Origin of the sequence: Pseudomonas serbiensis (genome assembly GCF_030580745.1) — a bacterium.
GTDB lineage: Bacteria > Pseudomonadota > Gammaproteobacteria > Pseudomonadales > Pseudomonadaceae > Aquipseudomonas > Aquipseudomonas serbiensis.
In genome coordinates this window covers 611,893-628,222 of the sequence record NZ_JAUQOO010000001.1, presented here as the reverse complement: position 1 = coordinate 628,222, position 16,330 = coordinate 611,893, and the positions used below count along the sequence as shown (strand labels likewise).

Annotated in this window: 14 protein-coding genes; 4 read left to right on the top strand and 10 right to left on the bottom strand. The window is 56.8% G+C overall.

The features are described from left to right. Window positions 1–8 precede the first annotated feature (8 nt). Window positions 9–1,157: a muconate cycloisomerase family protein gene (locus Q6A51_RS02750; RefSeq protein ID WP_304574068.1), complete on the bottom strand. Its 1,149-nt coding sequence runs from the start codon at window positions 1,155–1,157 to the stop codon at window positions 9–11. 82 nt (window positions 1,158–1,239) lie between these two features. Continuing rightward, window positions 1,240–2,247 carry an AraC family transcriptional regulator gene (locus Q6A51_RS02745; protein ID WP_201019632.1) on the bottom strand — a complete coding sequence of 336 codons (1,008 nt, stop codon included), beginning with the start codon at window positions 2,245–2,247 and terminating at the stop codon, window positions 1,240–1,242. A 228-nt stretch (window positions 2,248–2,475) separates the two neighbouring features. On the opposite strand from Q6A51_RS02745, the gene antA reads away from it, so the two are divergent. The 3 genes from antA to antC are packed head-to-tail and all read left to right on the top strand — an operon-like array spanning window position 2,476 to window position 5,401. Further along, window positions 2,476–3,861: an anthranilate 1,2-dioxygenase large subunit gene (gene antA, locus Q6A51_RS02740; RefSeq protein ID WP_304574067.1), complete on the top strand. Its 1,386-nt coding sequence runs from the start codon at window positions 2,476–2,478 to the stop codon at window positions 3,859–3,861. Between the two features lies 1 nt (window position 3,862). After that, a complete protein-coding gene (gene antB, locus Q6A51_RS02735) occupies window positions 3,863–4,351 on the top strand; it encodes an anthranilate 1,2-dioxygenase small subunit (protein WP_304574066.1) in 489 nt (162 codons plus the stop codon). A gap of 18 nt (window positions 4,352–4,369) precedes the next feature. Further along, window positions 4,370–5,401 (top strand): anthranilate 1,2-dioxygenase electron transfer component AntC, encoded by a 1,032-nt coding sequence (gene antC / locus Q6A51_RS02730; RefSeq protein WP_304574065.1) that lies wholly within the window; start codon window positions 4,370–4,372, stop codon window positions 5,399–5,401. Between the two features lie 66 nt (window positions 5,402–5,467). On the opposite strand, the gene Q6A51_RS02725 is transcribed toward antC, so the two are convergent. The 6 genes from Q6A51_RS02725 to Q6A51_RS02700 form a co-directional block, all read right to left on the bottom strand. Beyond that, complete coding sequence (locus Q6A51_RS02725) at window positions 5,468–7,015, bottom strand: methyl-accepting chemotaxis protein (protein WP_304574064.1); 1,548 nt, start codon at window positions 7,013–7,015, stop codon at window positions 5,468–5,470. Window positions 7,016–7,142: 127 nt separating this feature from the next. After that, complete coding sequence (locus tag Q6A51_RS02720; RefSeq protein WP_304574103.1) at window positions 7,143–8,063, bottom strand: SphA family protein; 921 nt, start codon at window positions 8,061–8,063, stop codon at window positions 7,143–7,145. Between the two features lie 396 nt (window positions 8,064–8,459). Beyond that, on the bottom strand, window positions 8,460–9,002 hold the full coding sequence (locus Q6A51_RS02715) for a flavin reductase family protein (protein WP_304574063.1): 543 nt from the start codon (window positions 9,000–9,002) through the stop codon (window positions 8,460–8,462). 26 nt (window positions 9,003–9,028) lie between these two features. Beyond that, the gene (locus Q6A51_RS02710) at window positions 9,029–10,267 is read right to left on the bottom strand and encodes a styrene monooxygenase/indole monooxygenase family protein (protein WP_201002186.1); all 1,239 of its coding nucleotides are present in this window, start codon (window positions 10,265–10,267) and stop codon (window positions 9,029–9,031) included. 76 nt (window positions 10,268–10,343) lie between these two features. After that, window positions 10,344–11,129, bottom strand: a complete 786-nt coding sequence (locus tag Q6A51_RS02705; protein ID WP_304574062.1) for an SDR family oxidoreductase — start codon at window positions 11,127–11,129, stop codon at window positions 10,344–10,346. Between the two features lie 2 nt (window positions 11,130–11,131). Continuing rightward, window positions 11,132–12,385, bottom strand: a complete 1,254-nt coding sequence (locus tag Q6A51_RS02700) for a dienelactone hydrolase family protein (protein WP_304574061.1) — start codon at window positions 12,383–12,385, stop codon at window positions 11,132–11,134. 340 nt (window positions 12,386–12,725) lie between these two features. Between Q6A51_RS02700 and Q6A51_RS02695 the strand changes: the two genes are divergently transcribed. Beyond that, window positions 12,726–13,754 carry an AraC family transcriptional regulator gene (locus Q6A51_RS02695; RefSeq protein ID WP_304574060.1) on the top strand — a complete coding sequence of 343 codons (1,029 nt, stop codon included), beginning with the start codon at window positions 12,726–12,728 and terminating at the stop codon, window positions 13,752–13,754. A gap of 79 nt (window positions 13,755–13,833) precedes the next feature. Here Q6A51_RS02695 and Q6A51_RS02690 read toward each other — a convergent pair whose 3' ends face one another. Both Q6A51_RS02690 and Q6A51_RS02685 read right to left on the bottom strand, forming a co-directional pair. Then, window positions 13,834–15,120 (bottom strand): CitMHS family transporter, encoded by a 1,287-nt coding sequence (locus Q6A51_RS02690; protein ID WP_304574059.1) that lies wholly within the window; start codon window positions 15,118–15,120, stop codon window positions 13,834–13,836. A 106-nt stretch (window positions 15,121–15,226) separates the two neighbouring features. Then, complete coding sequence (locus tag Q6A51_RS02685) at window positions 15,227–16,153, bottom strand: SMP-30/gluconolactonase/LRE family protein (protein ID WP_304574058.1); 927 nt, start codon at window positions 16,151–16,153, stop codon at window positions 15,227–15,229. Window positions 16,154–16,330 lie beyond the last annotated feature (177 nt).

Below are 16,330 nucleotides of genomic sequence, written 5' to 3'. Positions count from 1 at the left end.
TGCTCACCTCAGGCTTGTTGAACGGAAATGGAAGTCTTGTCGCGACGGAAAAAAGCCAGACGCTGTTCGTCCAGGCTCAGACCGAGGCCAGGTGTTCGAGGAATATGCAACTGAAAGTCGCGATACACCGGCGGCTCGGTGAGGATGTCTTCGGTCAATAACAGCGGGCCGAACAGTTCAGTGTCCCAAGCCAGCGCCTGCAGGGTCAGGAAGGCATGCGCCGAAGCCACTGTGCCGATACCGCCTTCAAGCATGGTGCCGCCATACAGGCCGACACCTGCGGCTTCGGCAATAGCCGCAGTGCGCAACACGGCGCGCGGGCCACCGTTTTTGGCGATCTTCAGGGCAAAGACTGAAGCCGCGCCCTCACGCGCCAGATTGAAAGCGTCCTCCACGCACTCGATGGACTCATCGGCCATGATCGGCACCGGACTGATCCCGTTAAGACGCGCCATACCCGCACGGTTATTACGCGAAATGGGCTGTTCGATCAGGTCAATGCCGTGACTGCCCAATACCCGACAGGCACGCAAGGCGACGGCCTCATCCCAGGCCTGATTGACATCGACCCGCACGCTGGCGCGGTCGCCCAGCGCAGTTTTGATCGCGATGACATGGGCCAGGTCACGGTTGACCTCCCCCGCACCGATTTTCAGTTTGAAAATGCGATGGCGCCTGAGGTCGAGCATTTTCTGCGCTTCGGCGATGTCCTTGTCGGTGTCACCGCTGGCCAGGGTCCAGGCCACTGGCAATGCATCACGTACTCGCCCGCCAAGCAGCTCGCTGACCGGTAAGCCCAGGCGCTTGCCTTGTATATCAAGCAATGCACTTTCAACCCCGGACTTGGCAAACGTGTTGCCGCGTATGCAGCTCTCCAGGCGCTGCATGGCCGCATTGACGTTGGCACTGTCCTGCCCGATCAGCAGTGGTGTGAAGTAGCGATCGATATTGGTCTTGATGCTCTCAGGACTTTCGTTGCCGTAGGCCAGGCCGCCAATAGTGGTGGCCTCACCGATGCCCTCAATACCATCGGCGCTGCGCACGCGGATCACCACCAGCGTCTGGTTCTGCATCGTGTGCATGGCCAGCTTGTGCGGCCGAATAGTCGGCAGATCGACAATAATCGTCTCGATTGTCTCAATCGCAGAAAACAGCATCTTGATACCTTTAAAGTTATTAGTGTTCTGAGGCTGCTATCGCCCTCTTTAACGAGCGATAAAACTTGATTCCTGAACTCAATCAATACAGCCGTCGACGCTCAACGGTGGTCGACGGCATTTCCAGGAACAACTTTTTATAGTCCGATGAGAAGCGCCCCAGATGATTGAATCCCCAGCGCATGGCAACGGCAGAAATATTCTGGTTACAGCCCTCCTCCAACAGCGCCCGTCTGACGGCTTCAAGTCGATAACGCTTCAAGTAGCACAGCGGTGAAATGCCGAAATGCTTCTTGAAGTCCGATGACAACTTGAAGCGCGATATACCCGCCGCGTGCTCAATATCTTCCAGCGTGATGCCTTCGTCGGCGTGTTGATGGATGAACTGTTTGGCCCTGGACAGATATTCAGGACAGCGCGCTTGAGACAGACTCAGCAATTCGCACGAATAATTATTGGGCTGTGACAACAACAGGCCTTTTATCAAGGCCCGCTCGATATCGCGCACCATGGACAGGTGCGCGAAAAAGTCCCGGGACTGCTCCATTTCCGCCAGCAGATGCTTTACCCAGCGCCACCAGGCGGCTGTGCTGCCATCGTGAGTGCTGATCTGTGCGTCAAACACAACCGGTGCATCGACCGAGCGCTGCAGCATTTCCTCCAGCACCTGACGCATGGCTGCACATTTGATTGCGACCTGGATCTTGCGACAGTCACCGGCGATAGACAGCTCTTGCTGAGCATGTGGCGACACGATCAGACCGGTCAGGCTGTCAGAGAGCAACAAGCCTTCCGGACGGCGCAACGCCTGCTGACCGTTGAGTGGCAGGCTGATGCTGTAACTGCACAGCGCCGACGCATCGATATCAATGGTCACATCAGTGCCGTATTCGATACAGCCAATCACTGTGGACATGGACTTCAGCACATTGCCCGCATGCTGGAAGTTCAAACGTTGCGGTGCAGACACCTTGAGCCCGTGCGGTCCGCAAATATTGGCCATCCACGCCTGGGCACTCTGCGCGTCATTGCACGCCGCATGAATGCCTTGAAACGGGTCTTCGCTCCGTACATGAGTTTGCAGGTTCATCACAACACCACACGACTTGCCGATTAGCTTTCAGCCTAATGAGCGCAGCACCCGGCAACTATCCGCATCGTGCAGAAATGAGCAGAAAAACGCATAAAAGAAATCGGCCGACAGAACGCGCTCGGGCCTGTAAAAAAGTGGACAGAGATCACCACGAATCCGGATAGATGAATGTTCCGGAAATGCTTTCAATCGGTATGAGCCTAACACTAGAAAAGGGTCTACCTGATGAACAGCACAAAGAGCATTGCGCAATGGCAGGACTATATTCAGGGGTGTCTGGATTTTCGGCCGGCAGAAGGCATTTATCGTGTGGCACGAGACATGTTTACCGAGCCGGAACTGTTCGACCTGGAGATGGAACTGATCTTCGAGAAGAACTGGATCTACGCCTGCCATGAAAGTGAAATCGCCAAGCCAAATGATTTCCTGACCCTGCGTGCGGGTCGTCAGCCGATGATCATTACCCGCGACACGAACAATCAGTTGCACGCACTGATCAATGCCTGCCAGCACCGGGGTGCAACCCTGACACGGGTCAGCAAGGGCAATCAGTCGACATTCACCTGTCCGTTCCACGCCTGGTGCTACAAAAGCGACGGGCGCCTGGTCAAAGTCAAGGCACCGGGGGAATACCCGGAAGATTTTGACAAAGCCACCCGCGGTCTTAAAAAAGCCCGGATCGAGAGCTACAAAGGTTTTGTGTTCATCAGCCTTGACGTGAATGCCAGCAACAGCCTGGAAGACTATTTGGGCGACGCCAGAATCTTCTTCGACATGATGGTCGCGCAGTCGCCCACCGGCGAACTGGAAATCCTGCCGGGCAAATCGACTTACAGCTACGACGGCAACTGGAAACTGCAACACGAAAATGGGCTGGACGGTTATCACGTCAGTACCGTGCATTACAACTACGTGTCCACCGTACAGCATCGTCAGCAAGTCAACGCAGGCAATGGCGGCGGCTCCAGCACACTGGACTACAGCAAGCTGGGCGCAGGCGATGCTGAAACCGACGACGGCTGGTTCTCGTTCAAGAACGGCCACAGCCTGCTGTTCAGCGACATGCCCAACCCGACCGTGCGCGCCGGTTATGCCACGGTCATGCCGCGCCTGGTGCAAGAGTACGGCCAGCAGCAAGCCGAATGGATGATGCATCGGCTGCGCAACCTGAATATCTACCCCAGCCTGTTCTTCATGGATCAGATCAGCTCACAGTTGCGCATCGTGCGGCCAGTGGCCTGGAACAAGACTGAAATCGTCAGCCAGTGCATCGGCGTCAAGGGTGAATCCGATGCTGACCGGGAAAACCGCATTCGCCAGTTCGAAGACTTCTTCAACGTGTCCGGCATGGGCACGCCCGATGACCTGGTGGAATTCCGTGAAGCCCAGCGGGGTTTCCAGGCACGTCTGGAACGCTGGAACGAAGTCTCTCGCGGCAGCGGAAAATGGGTCGAAGGCCCAACGCCGAACAGCGAGGCACTGGGTATCAAGCCGGTGCTGACCGGCACCGAGTTCACCCATGAAGGCCTGTACATCAATCAACACGGATCCTGGCAGCGCTTCCTCTTGCAAGGCCTGGAACAAAAAGCCCTGAAGTTGAAGGAGGTGTGACATGAGCGCACTGCAACACGCTGTAGAACAGTTTCTGTATCGCAAGGCCGAGCTGTGTGACCAGCAGGATTGGGATGCCTACATCGCTCTGTTTGATGAGCAGAGTGAATTCCATCTGCCGCAATGGGAGTCGGAGCATGTCTACACCACCGACCCTAAACGCGGCATGTCGCTGATCTATTACTCCAATCGTTCGGGGCTCGAAGACCGGGTCTTTCGCCTTCGCACCGGCAAGTCCGCCGCATCGACGCCAATGCCTAGAACCCTGCACCAGATCAGCAATGTGCGGATCAATGAGTTGCCTGACGGCCAGCTCCAGGTCAAGGCGGCCTGGGTCACGCTGTACACCCGACAAGGGTTGTCCGAGCAGTTTTACGGTCACGTGACATACCACCTCAAAGCCACCGCCGACAGCTGGAAGATCACCCGGAAACATATTGTGTTGCTCAACGACACCATCAACTCAGTGCTTGATTTCTACCACCTCTGAGTTGCGGAGCAGGCTGTCATGAATCATAAAGTTGCTTTCAGCTTCGCCGACGGCAAGACCTCGTTTTTTGAGATCAAGCCCAACGAACTGTTGCTCGATGCCGCTCTGCGCAACGGGGTGAATATCCCGCTGGACTGCCGCGAAGGCGTCTGCGGGACCTGCCAGGGGCGCTGCGAATCCGGCCAGTACACTCAGGATTATGTCGATGACGAGGCGCTCAGCGAGCACGATCTGGCCCAACGCAAGATGCTCTCCTGCCAGACCCGCGTGCAGTCGGATGCGTCATTCTATTTCGACTTCGACTCAAGCCTGTGCAATGCCGGCGGCACGCAATTGCTGCAGGCTACGGTGACTCAGGTCGAACAGGTCTCGGCAACCACGGCGATTCTGCACATTGATGCAGGGTCGCACCCGCGACAGCTGGACTTCCTGCCCGGCCAGTACGCACGCCTGCACGTGCCGGGCACGGATGAATGGCGCTCTTACTCGTTCGCCAACCGGCCCAACCCGGCCAATCAATTGCAGTTTCTGATTCGCCTGCTGCCTGACGGGATCATGAGCAACTTCATCCGCCAGCGCTGCGCACCGGGGCAAGGCATCGAACTTGAAGCGCCACTGGGCAGCTTCTACATGCGCCAGATCACACGCCCGCTGGTGCTGATTGCAGGCGGCACCGGCTTGTCGGCGTTTCTCGGAATGCTGGACACGATCGCTGAACAAGGCGGTTGTGAGCAGCCCATTCAACTGTTCTACGGCGTCACTCAGGACAACGACTTGTGTGAGCTGCCGCGTCTGGCGGAGTACCGGGACCGCATCAAGGGTTTTGATTACCAGTTGGTGGTGTCCAGACCGTCTCCGGAATGGCAAGGCAAGACCGGCTGGATTCCCGATCACTTTGATCGCCAGGCCTTGCAGAGCGCCCCCTTCGACATCTACCTGTGCGGCCCGCCGCCCATGGTCGAAGCAGTCCGCACCTGGTTCACAGAACAACAGATCGATAACTTCCAGATGTATTACGAGAAGTTCATCGAGAGTAACTCCCGCCAGTAACAACCTCTGGCACATCAACAAGGAGGTAGCGGTTTGAGCCGCTATCTCCTTTCAATAACAAACATCTCAGCGATCAAAGCGCTCCGCCAAATGCCTCAATGCAACGGCCTGGTCCTGGATATCGCTGCTGATGCGCTGCCCATCCAGAGCCTTGTCGACGCTTTGTGTCGATAGCTGTGCAACCTGTAGCACTTGCTGCGAAAGGCTTTCCACGACCTGTGACTGTTGCTGCATGGCAGATGCGATTTGCTCACTCATCCCGGATATCTGCCCCAGGGAAGCATTGACCCCGGCGAGATTACCTTGCACCGACTCGACTTCACGGGTGCTGTGGCGGGCGAACTCTCGGCCTTCATCGGTCAACTGCACTGTACGCTCGGTGGCGGTACGCAATTGCAGCAGTAATGGCTGGATCTGCCGGGTCGCCTCTTGCGTGCGTGTTGCCAGATGCCGCACTTCATCAGCCACCACACTGAAACCGCGCCCCGCTTCGCCTGCCCGTGCCGCTTCAATGGCCGCGTTCAATGCCAGCAGGTTGGTCTGCCCGGCAATCGCGCTGATGATCTCGGTGATATTGCCAATCGATTCCGTCGAGTGAGCCAATTGCTCAACCGCCAGCGCGATGTGATCAACAGACGAACTCAATTGCTGCATCGCGCCGAGACTTTTCTCCGACAGCTGTTCACCGTGGCTGGCCAGGCGCAACGCTTCCTGAGTGGCCAGATTGGTTTCCTGCACATTGCCGCTAACTTCCTGAATGGTCGCGCCCAGCTCGGCCAGCGCCGTCACCGACAGATCCGTCTCGTCGCGCTGGCGCTCCAGACGATGGGTTTCCGCCTGGATCAGTTGCCCCAGCTCATTGATGCGCTGCTCTACCACGCTGCCGGTACTGCCGATCCGCGACAAGGCACTTTGCAATCGACTCTGTTCGGCCAGAAGCGCCAGATCCAGCAGTCCGGCAGTGCCTGATTCGCCGCTGAAGACCCTGGCCAATAGTGGATCCGCGAAGGACTTGTGATGAGCTGTCAGTACACGCTGGAACGCCCGAGCCTGACGCCACTGCTGTATAACGCCCATCGCCGCCACTGCGGCGACGATCAAACCGGTCTGCGCAGCGAAACCATCCAGTTGCCAGGCACCGGCACCGGCCAGCAGCCCCACAGGCAATGCAGGCAGCGTGCTACTCAACAGCGCTGCGACCCGTTGTCCTGCACCGAGCGACGAAGAGCTGCCTTTAAGACCGGTGTAGAGTTTTTCCGCACGCAGACGCTGCACATCCGTCGGCGTGCTGTACACAGCGCCATAGGCCTGAATACCCTCGTTACCAAAGATGGGTTTGACATAGGCACTCAGCCAGTAGGCCGAACCGTCCTTGCGGCGATTCTTCAACAGCCCCATCCAGGGTTTGCCTTGCTTCAGGGTCGACCACAGGCTGTCGAATATCTGCGCCGGCATGTCCGGGTGTTTCAACAGCACGCAAGGCTGACACAATAACTCTGTCGCGGAATATCCGCTCAAGGAAACAAAAGCATCGCTGCCAAACGTTATAAGGCCACGAAGATCGGTACGGCATATCAGCGGCGCAACAGTAGAGTGTGTAGAGGTGGCAGACATAATACATATTCCCCTGACAAAAAAAGCCTGCCCACGAAAGGCAGCGTGAATGATGTTCACACTGTCTTCGCGGGCAAGCTCAAGACCAAAGTTATTAAAGCCAAGGAGCTAAAAGACTAACCCGGTTCTAAAAGTGATGAACATAACGTATCTGTATCCGACTGCCATCCGGCCTGTTTTCTACATCCTGCTCAAAGTAGGCGTTCACAAAAACATGGTCATCCTTGGAAAAACTGTACATGGCACCTGGCCCGATCGCCCACACTTTCTCACGACGCCCGGATACATCATGACCGTCAACTTTAGTGTCGGTGATTTGCTTCAACCAATAACCGTTCATACCCAGACGCAATTGCGGAGTGACGGCGTATTCTGTCGCGAAGTTGGCATGCAATGCCTGTCCGGCCTGAATATCGTCAGCCCCGGCAAACCCCGGACCCGGATCGTCATTTTTGCCGTTGTACAGATAATGTGCTCGCAGCGAGGCTGTCCACTTCGGTGTAAACCAGTAAGTCGCGGCCCAGTACGGATCAAACGACCAGGCATTGTTGCCGGGGTTGATGTCATGCTTGCTGTCGTATTCTCCGGTCGGCAAATTCACCTGCAACTCGATACGGTGTACAAAGCGCGGCCCATCCGGGCCCATGATCGGGTCGAACTGAATCATCGGCCCCAACAGCAGATCGCCCAAGCCGCTCTGCGCCTTGAGTGCCGCGTTATTCAGACCATCATCCACGTCCATGCGCGTCACGAAGGGCAACAAGGCATTCATGCCCAGGCTCGCATTGCCCACACGCACATCCGACAGATAAGTAATCTGGGTCACGGCCACCTGATAGTCCAGGGTCTGTTTGGGCAGCCCCAGTGCCTTGCCGTTCTCATCGCGCAGACGATTGGCGCTGTAGTTCTGGAAGTACTCTTGAAAGTACCAACCGGAACCCGCCGGTACGCCACCGTCAAGAAAGCTGGTCAAGCCAAGATTCACCACCGGCAAGTCGTAAGCCTGCGCCGTGCTCACGCTTAACAAGCCGCTGCCCAGTGCCCACATCGACAACCATGTTGTTGTTCTTTTCATCATGTTCCCCTCCTCGAATCAAGACTAATGCCGGCGTATCAATAAACCGCACGACCTGCATCACAACATCCAGTACACGAGGCACATTGAATACTGTGATGACAGACACTCTGCGACAACCAATACCCCCCTGATAGACTCGGCAGATAACTTGAATCCTGTGCTGGTTTATTTTTATTGTTCGGCCTGTCGGAGCATGACAACTCGCGCAGCACACAGCGATCCACTGACTGCGCGACTTATCCATTTAATGCAAAAAACTTACACCCTGGAACGTGGACAAACATTGATTGCATTCAATGCAAAGTATCCAAGTAAAAATGCACTGCTTTCACAGCAACTATTATTTTGAACAGCCAACGCACTGTTTCAACGATTGAGCCCGGGGTGTTCGGCAGCAACCCGGTATTGACCACCATGAAACACCAATGGCTCGCCTGCACCGTGCCGATAGTGCTCGACTTTCCCGATAAAGATCAGGTGATCGCCGCCTTCGTATTGCGTGACATTGCGGCACACCAGCGTGGCAATTACCCCGTCGAGCAATGGCACGCCACAGTCGGCATGGGTGAAAGCCACACCGGCAAACTTGTCGGGTGCGGGACGAGCAAAACGTCCGGAAATATCATGCTGATCGGCACCCAGCACATTGATCGCAAAATGCTCACACGTCTGGTAGTCACGCAGGCTCGGTGCGTTTCGGGAAATACTCCACAACACCAGTGGCGGATCGAGGGAAACCGACGAAAACGAGTTGGCAGTCATCCCGACATTGCGACCATCTGCAGTGCGGGTAGTGATGACAGTGACGCCGGTAGCAAACTGACCGAGCAGGTTACGCAGTTCACGCGGGTCGCTGCCCGCGGCTTCAGTAAGTTCGTGCTGCAGGGACTGGCTGGTAAATGCATTCATGATCAACTCCTCGCTCTGTGGGCGATTCAGGCAGCCTGACGGCTTTTTTCCTGGATGAAGGCCTGGCACGATTGGGCATCGAACCACCACGGCGCAAAGTTGCGCGGGTCATCGAAGCCATTGACGATGGCCGAGGCCAGTGGCCTGGATTGACTGGCAGCGCCGAGCAACTCCAGAACGTGTTGCGGTGGCGGAGTGAGCAAGCTGTTGGTCCACTTGACCACGTGTTGCGCATAGCTCCAGTAGGTCTCGAAAGTGTCCTGCATCCAGTCCGGGCTGAAGGCTTGCGCGCCACGGCCGAGAATGGCGTCCAGATACACCTTGCTGCACTTGGCCGCGTTGTTTGAGCCCTGCCCCGTGATCGGATCATTGACCACCAGCGCATCGGCCATGCCAAACACTTTGTTACCGGAGGGCAAGGTCAGCACCGGCTTGCGCACCATCGGCGTGAAGCGACCCGACAGGAAACCCTTGTCGTCAGTCAGTTGCACCGACCCACAGCGTTCGGCTTCCCAGGGAGCATAACGCTTGATCAGTTCCAGGCTTTTTTCCAGATGCTGCTCAGGCGACTGAATGCCTTGCCAGCAGTCCATCGGACCACCCGGCACACCTTCAAAGACCATGATTTCGCACGGGCCAGTGGTTGTCAGGCACGGGAACACGAAGTATTCGCCAACACCTGGAATCAGGTTGAAGCTGACCCGGGAAAACGGTGTCATCGGCTGCATGCCTTTGACGTAAGTCAGTGCCAGCGCACGTTGCGGCTGCTGGAACTGAGTGCGCTCAAGGTCTTTCTCGAACTGGTTGACGATTTCGCCCTTGCCTGCTGCCAGCAACACAAGGTCGTGGCTGCTGGAGAGTTGTTCCAGTTCAGCGATGCCCACATCCTGAAACACTACTTCGCCGCCACGTTTGGCGACTTCTTCAAGCCACACCGGCATTTTCAGGCGCTGGTCAACGGATTGAGCGTAACGATCCAGCCGCGTGCTCCAGCCGAACAAGGCTTCACCGGGGCTTTGCGGGTCAGTCACGGTCAGGCCGATGCCCTCGACAGCCGGGCACTGGTCTTCCCAGAAATTCAGGCCCAGATCACGCTCGCTTTGCAGCGCGGCGTTGAACATGCATTGGCTGGACATTACTTTGCCATTGCGAATGTCCTCACCCGTGCGATTGGTGGTCAGGGTCACATGATAGCCCTGGGCAAGCAGGCCCAGAGCGAGTTGCAGGCCAGCCTGGCCGGCGCCAACGATAGCGATTCTACGCATTGTCATCTCCTGGTTATCGACGGTTACAACTGCAGCATTCGGCACCTTCCGAACGGGTGTTCAGAGGTGCCATAAGTTATTCGGCCAGGCGCGGAATCGCTGGCCGGTTCTGCTCAGGGCCCATCACCGAGTAGCCTCCATCGACTGCGTAATCGGCTCCGGTGACAAAGCTCGCGGCAGGCGAACAGAGAAAGGCCACTACGTTGGCGACTTCGGCTGGATCCCCCAGGCGGCCCAGCAAGTGATAGTCGGCGGCTACCGCATCGGCTTTCTGGCGATTGCCGCCACTGGCCTCGGCGATCACACGCGACCAGGTCCAGCCCGGTGATACCGAATTGACCCGGATGCCGTCGGCGGCCAGGTCCATGGCCATGCAGCGAGTCAACTGCAACATGGCTGCCTTGGACACCGGATACAGCCAGCGCCCGGTCTGCGCGCATTTGCTGGAAATCGAGGTGAAGTTGACGACCGCACCCTTGCGCGCCTTGAGGTCTTGATGCACCGCCTGAGTCAAGGCCACCGCCGACACCAGGTTCACATCCAGCGCTTGCAACCAGTCCTGGCGACTGGAAGCAAAGCCCTGATCGCTGTAGGTACAGGCCAGGTTGATCAGCAGATCAATGCCACCAAAACGCCCACGAACGGCTTCGACAGCATCAGCCAGCAGCGCGTCATCGGTTACATCCACAGCGAAGAAAGCCGCGTTTTCACCCAGCTCGGCGGCTGCCTTGATGCCTGCCTGATGATCAATATCAAACAGCGCCACACGCGCCCCGGCATCAATCAAGGCCTGCGCCACTGCGGTGCCAATCAACGTCGCACCACCACTGATCACTGCGACTTTGTCTGTTATCCGAGTCATGGTTATTGCCCCTCCGCAGACAGCTCTGCGCTGGACGCCCAGCTCGGCATCAAGGTATTGGAAGGCAGCGATTCATCGAGCAATTTGTGTGCGGTGACAGCACCTGCGACCGGCAGGCCTTTTGGGTCCAATAGACCGATTTGCACCAGCACGCTGGCCTGATCCCAATAGATGTGTTCGTGATACAGCTTGGGGCCGCGGAATTTGACGACGCCCAGCATCGGGATCTCGACGTAACGCCCGGTCGGAGCAACACCGGGCAGCATCCAGTCGATCTCACTGTCATGGGTGAACGTCATGATGAATTCGTCGACGATCTGCGACGCACCTACGGTGCGCGACAAGGGCGTCAGGGCCATATCCTTGGGGTTGCCGTGTACAAAATGATGCTGGTAGAAACGGCTCAGTTGCTTGGCACCCACGCCACCGGTCATGGTCGGGATGTGATTGACGTAAGGCTCGTCCACCATGGTCGCCATGGTCGCTGGCACATCGCGAGTCTCGAACTCATGCCGAATGTGCTCTTCCCACAAGTCGGAAAGGTTGTAATCCGGGCCAAGCACGCGACGCAGTGCTGCAATCGTGCGGTCATGCGCCAACAGCGCCGATGGCTTGTGATAATGATCGCCGCGGGGTCTGGCGAAGGCGTGATCAACACCAGGATAGACATAGATTTCGACACCCGGCTTGCTCAGCAAAGCCTGCTGGATTGCGGTGCGCGCCTCGGCCGGACAGAACTGATCGCGCTCGGCCATGTGCAGCACCAGACGCCCTTGTAGCCCTTCGATTTCAGCCAGGGCGTTCTCGATACCCACGCCGTAATAGCCGACGGCGCAGGCCACCTCTGGTAGACGACAGGCCGCCAGATAGGCCAGCTTGCCGCCCAGACAGTAGCCGACCACACCCAACGCGCCGGGCGCACATTGCGGCAGCTCAGCCAACGCCTTGAGGCTGGCGCGGATATCTTCGACCCCCAACGCCTCGTCGAAGCCTTGATAAAGCTCATATGCACGGCCGAAGTCCGCTTCGGTGTAACCCAACTGGACGCCCGGCTGCTGGCGCCAGTAAAGATCAGGCACCAGAACGCTGTAGCCCTCTTCGGCGAGCAAGTCCGCCACTTCGCGCATGGCCAGGTTGACGCCGAAGATTTCCTGGCACAGCACTACACCCGGGCCGCGCCCGTCAACGGAGGTTGCCAGGTAAGCCTGGAATTGGCCGCCGTTGGCGGCTGGCACGCTGACATACTGACCTTTCATATCGACTCTCCAAAAGCGCAGGAACGTTGGAGACGATATTGAGTAACTGACAAAGCGCCGACTATCCGCTGAGTGCAAAGCCTGTCCGTGACATGCAGTAAATTCAGGCCGTGGCTTTTATCAACCGGCCGCAAAAACGCTGACAGTCAGCAGCGAACCAACACCAGGAAATGTGGCGTATTTATTGCTGTATCACGGCATAAGCCCCGTCGAGGGCGCAAAAAGAAACAGACATGCCATCCGCTTATCCAGAAACTGCAGCGACTGTCCAGATGCTGCAAAACCTCGGTAACGCTGCGGTGCGCAATGCCTTGAAACCGTGCACGCAAGTGAGGTGACTATGAATCAGAATCTCAATGCCGAGCGTAGCGGCAGTCGCTTTGAACTGTCGCCGCTGTTCACCGCCCGTAACCAGTTGTTCATGCTTGACGACTTGAACGCCATTCGTGACGGCGTCAGCAGCGTGTTTAAAAACCACGAGCTGCGCTGCACGGATAAAGGTGAGCGGATCAGCGCGCGCATGCACCATGTCAGCCGTGGCCGGCTGTCATTGAACCGCCTGGAATACGGTGCACGGGTGCAGATTGATCCTGGTCGCCTGGAGGACTTCTTTCTGATTCAGGTGCCGCTCAGCGGCAGCGCACAGATCATTTGCGGTCGGCATGACTTCACCTCCGATGCCCGCCATGCATCGCTGATCTCGCCGAACCTGCCGGTGTCGATGCGCTGGGATGCCGACTCGCCGCAACTGGCGCTGCGCATCGAGCGCAGTGAAGTCGAGTATCACTGTGCGCAGCATCTGGGACATTCGCTGGACCGCCCTGTGGAATTTCAGCCAATGCTCGACCTGAACACCTCGGGCGGCAGCTACTTTCTGCATCTGATCACACTGCTGGTCGATGCCATCACCGCCGATGAGCATCCGCTGCACCACGCGCTGGCGCTCAAGCAATTCGAGTCGATGCTGATCAATGCCTTGGTTTACGGACAACCGAACAATCTCAAGGAACAGATCGACAGCGCCAGCAAGCCCAAGGCACCGTTGCCGTACTTTGTGAAACGTACTGAAGAGTACATGCGCGTCAATGCCCACGAGCCGTTGAGCATCGAGCAACTGGCCGATCATGCCGGAGTCAGTGTGCGCACCTTGTTTGCCGGGTTTCGGGATTTCAGCGGCACCACGCCGATGGCTTATCTGCGCAACCTGCGACTGGAACATGCCCACGAGGAATTGCTCAACCAAAGCCAGGATGTTTCAGTCACCGACATCGCTTTCAAGTGGGGCTTTGCCCATTTGGGCCGGTTCGCCCAGGAGTATAAAAAGCGCTACGGCCAGGCGCCGTCGACAACCCTGAGGTTTCGCGGCTGAGGCTCACGGACGTGGTGTCATGCGGAAAGAACCCTGTACCGCCTGGATATCCTGACAGAAATCACCATCTACCCGCGGATCAGGCTAAAACAGTGATCGAACCAAAAGCTACCGCCGCAATGAACATGACCAGACAGGTACCGATACTCCAGCCAATCGAGGCCCGCTGGTTATCTCCGTAGTCAATGTCAAGCAGGCCGCATAGCAAGTAGGTTGATGCAACCAGCGGGCTCAACAGGTGAACAGGCTGCCCAATCAATCCGGCGATGGCCATTTCTTTCCCATCGATACCATAGTGCGCAGCGGTCTCAGCCAGGATGGGCAGGATACCGAAGTAGAATGCGTCATTGGTGAGGATGTAGGTGAATGGCATGCTGATAAATGCGGTGAAGACCGACATGAAATGGCCAGTCGACTCCGGAATTATCTGTACAAGGCTTGCAGAGACGGCCTTGATCATCCCGGTACCCGACATAACCCCTACAAATATGCCAGCGGCGAAGATCAGCAAGGTTACCGAAAGGACGCTTCCTGCATATTTGTCGATGACCTCCTTCTGCGCTTTAAGCGTAGGGTAGTTGACGACGAGTCCCAGACCGAAAGCGATCATGAACAGCGTCGGCAGAGGCATGATATTCAGCATCATCAGGGTGATTAACGTGACAGTCAGCACGACGCTGAAGATGAATCGCCAGCCGGTGAGCCTGGATTGCTCCAGTTCGGCCATGAGATGCTCCAGATCAATTTGTACCACCCCGAGTCTTTTGCGTTCTTGGCGCCCCAGGATGGTAGCCGCCATCAGAACCCAGGCCAGGCCCGCAAGCATGATAGGCAGCATCTCGATGAATAGTTCCGTGATGTCGACATGCATGGCGCTGGCGGCGCGGGAGAATGGGCCAGCCCAGGGCAGTATGTTCATCACACCGATCGTAAGCAGCAGCACAGTCGCCATGACTTGTGGGCGGATCCCTGTCCGGCGGTAGAGTGGCAAAAGAGCGGCTGTCGTAATGATGTAAGTGGTTGCCCCATCGCCATCCAGGCCAACGCAGACACCCAGAACAGCTGTGCCTAACACGATTTTCAGCGGATCACCCTTGACCACTCTAACCACGGTTTCGATGAGCGGATTGAACAGTCCTGCATCGGTCATCATGCAGAAGTACAGGATGGCGAATGTCAGCATGATGCCCGTGGGAGCGAGCATCTTCACGCCATCAAACATCATAGAGCCCAGTTCGCCAGCGAAACCGGCGGCACAGGCAAATGCAACAGGTACCAGTATCAATGCCACCAGCGGAGAGAGCCGCTTTGACATGATCAGGTACATGAAGCAGATGATCATGGTGTAGCTCAGGATCGTGATCATGAAGTCCCTCGTTTTATCGGTTTTATAGTGAAGACTTTCGTGTGCTCATCCTCTGGACGAGCGCACGCCTACGCGATCGCGCATAGACGTGCCGGGCTATGTCAGCTCAAGCGTGAGAGAAGAGTTTTTTCCCTGCGTGACGCAGGGTCACTTTCAGAATGTGGCCAGTAGCCGATTCGGTGATGAAAAGCGTGCGGTTGCCTTCTCCTCCGAAAGCCAGGTTGGTAACGGTCTTGCCGGTCGAGCATGCCCGAATCCGGTACAGCGGCACGGCATGAGCATCGAATACCCAGACGCAGCCGTTACCGGCATCGCAGACGTACAAATTGCCTTCATCGTCCAGAGCCATACCGTCTGCGCCACTGACCCCTCCCGCCATGGCGGTGAAAATACCCACCCTCGAGGTAGAGCCGTCTTTCTGAATAGGTAGTCGCCACACGGCATTTCCACGGGTCATGGCTACGAGCAGTGCTTGCTCTTTCAGATCCATCACCAGGCCATTAGGACTCGGGCCGTTATCAATGAGGCAGTCCAGCCGCTGCGCCTGCAGGTCGTATCGGAATACCCGACCGGACGGATCGTGCATGCCTGATTGACCCTGGTCAGTGAAATAGAGGCACCCCGCCTGATCGAAGAACAGGTCGTTGACCCCTTTGAAACCCTCGCTACGGCGATGGGTGAGGAAAGGCTCAATGGTCTTGGTGACAGGATCGAGCTTCAGGATGCCGCGCTTATAGTCCGCGACAAAGATACGGCCATCGGCATGGATTTTTAGCCCGTTTGGCCAGCCATCGTACTCGACTACCAACTCCCATTCACCAGCAGGAGAGATTCGGAAAATCCGCCCATAGGGAATGTCCGTCACATAGAGATTTCCGGCCTTGTCGAATGACGGGCCTTCAAGGAAGGAACTTACGACCTGGCCGGGTTTGTTGGCTCTTACCCAATCCGAATCGCCATCGCGCCAGAATTTCTCGGGCATGCGACTGAAAACCTCGGTTTGGAGGTCCTGGGGAGGGGCATACAGACTCATGGGCATCTCCGCAAGGCGTGCAAGCACTGCACCCATCTTATGTGATGAGTGAGCACCCAAGTACGCGATTATTATATTTATCGTTCTACCTGACAGAACATTGTTTCTTTCTGTGGAACACTTTTTCAAAATCTAACGGCACATGTCAAGCCGTATTCATTCACGGGCGTTTTTCCT

Coding starts and splice junctions, on each gene's coding strand:
- Q6A51_RS02750 (WP_304574068.1), bottom strand. CDS start 1,157: ATGCTGTTTTCTGCGATTGAGACAATCGAGACGATTATTGTCGATCTG.
- Q6A51_RS02685 (WP_304574058.1), bottom strand. CDS start 16,153: ATGAGTCTGTATGCCCCTCCCCAGGACCTCCAAACCGAGGTTTTCAGT.
- Q6A51_RS02695 (WP_304574060.1), top strand. CDS start 12,726: ATGAATCAGAATCTCAATGCCGAGCGTAGCGGCAGTCGCTTTGAACTG.
- Q6A51_RS02690 (WP_304574059.1), bottom strand. CDS start 15,120: ATGATCACGATCCTGAGCTACACCATGATCATCTGCTTCATGTACCTG.
- antC (WP_304574065.1), top strand. CDS start 4,370: ATGAATCATAAAGTTGCTTTCAGCTTCGCCGACGGCAAGACCTCGTTT.
- Q6A51_RS02705 (WP_304574062.1), bottom strand. CDS start 11,129: ATGACTCGGATAACAGACAAAGTCGCAGTGATCAGTGGTGGTGCGACG.
- antA (WP_304574067.1), top strand. CDS start 2,476: ATGAACAGCACAAAGAGCATTGCGCAATGGCAGGACTATATTCAGGGG.
- Q6A51_RS02700 (WP_304574061.1), bottom strand. CDS start 12,385: ATGAAAGGTCAGTATGTCAGCGTGCCAGCCGCCAACGGCGGCCAATTC.
- Q6A51_RS02720 (WP_304574103.1), bottom strand. CDS start 8,063: ATGTGGGCACTGGGCAGCGGCTTGTTAAGCGTGAGCACGGCGCAGGCT.
- Q6A51_RS02745 (WP_201019632.1), bottom strand. CDS start 2,247: ATGAACCTGCAAACTCATGTACGGAGCGAAGACCCGTTTCAAGGCATT.
- Q6A51_RS02710 (WP_201002186.1), bottom strand. CDS start 10,267: ATGCGTAGAATCGCTATCGTTGGCGCCGGCCAGGCTGGCCTGCAACTC.
- Q6A51_RS02715 (WP_304574063.1), bottom strand. CDS start 9,002: ATGAATGCATTTACCAGCCAGTCCCTGCAGCACGAACTTACTGAAGCC.
- Q6A51_RS02725 (WP_304574064.1), bottom strand. CDS start 7,015: ATGTCTGCCACCTCTACACACTCTACTGTTGCGCCGCTGATATGCCGT.
- antB (WP_304574066.1), top strand. CDS start 3,863: ATGAGCGCACTGCAACACGCTGTAGAACAGTTTCTGTATCGCAAGGCC.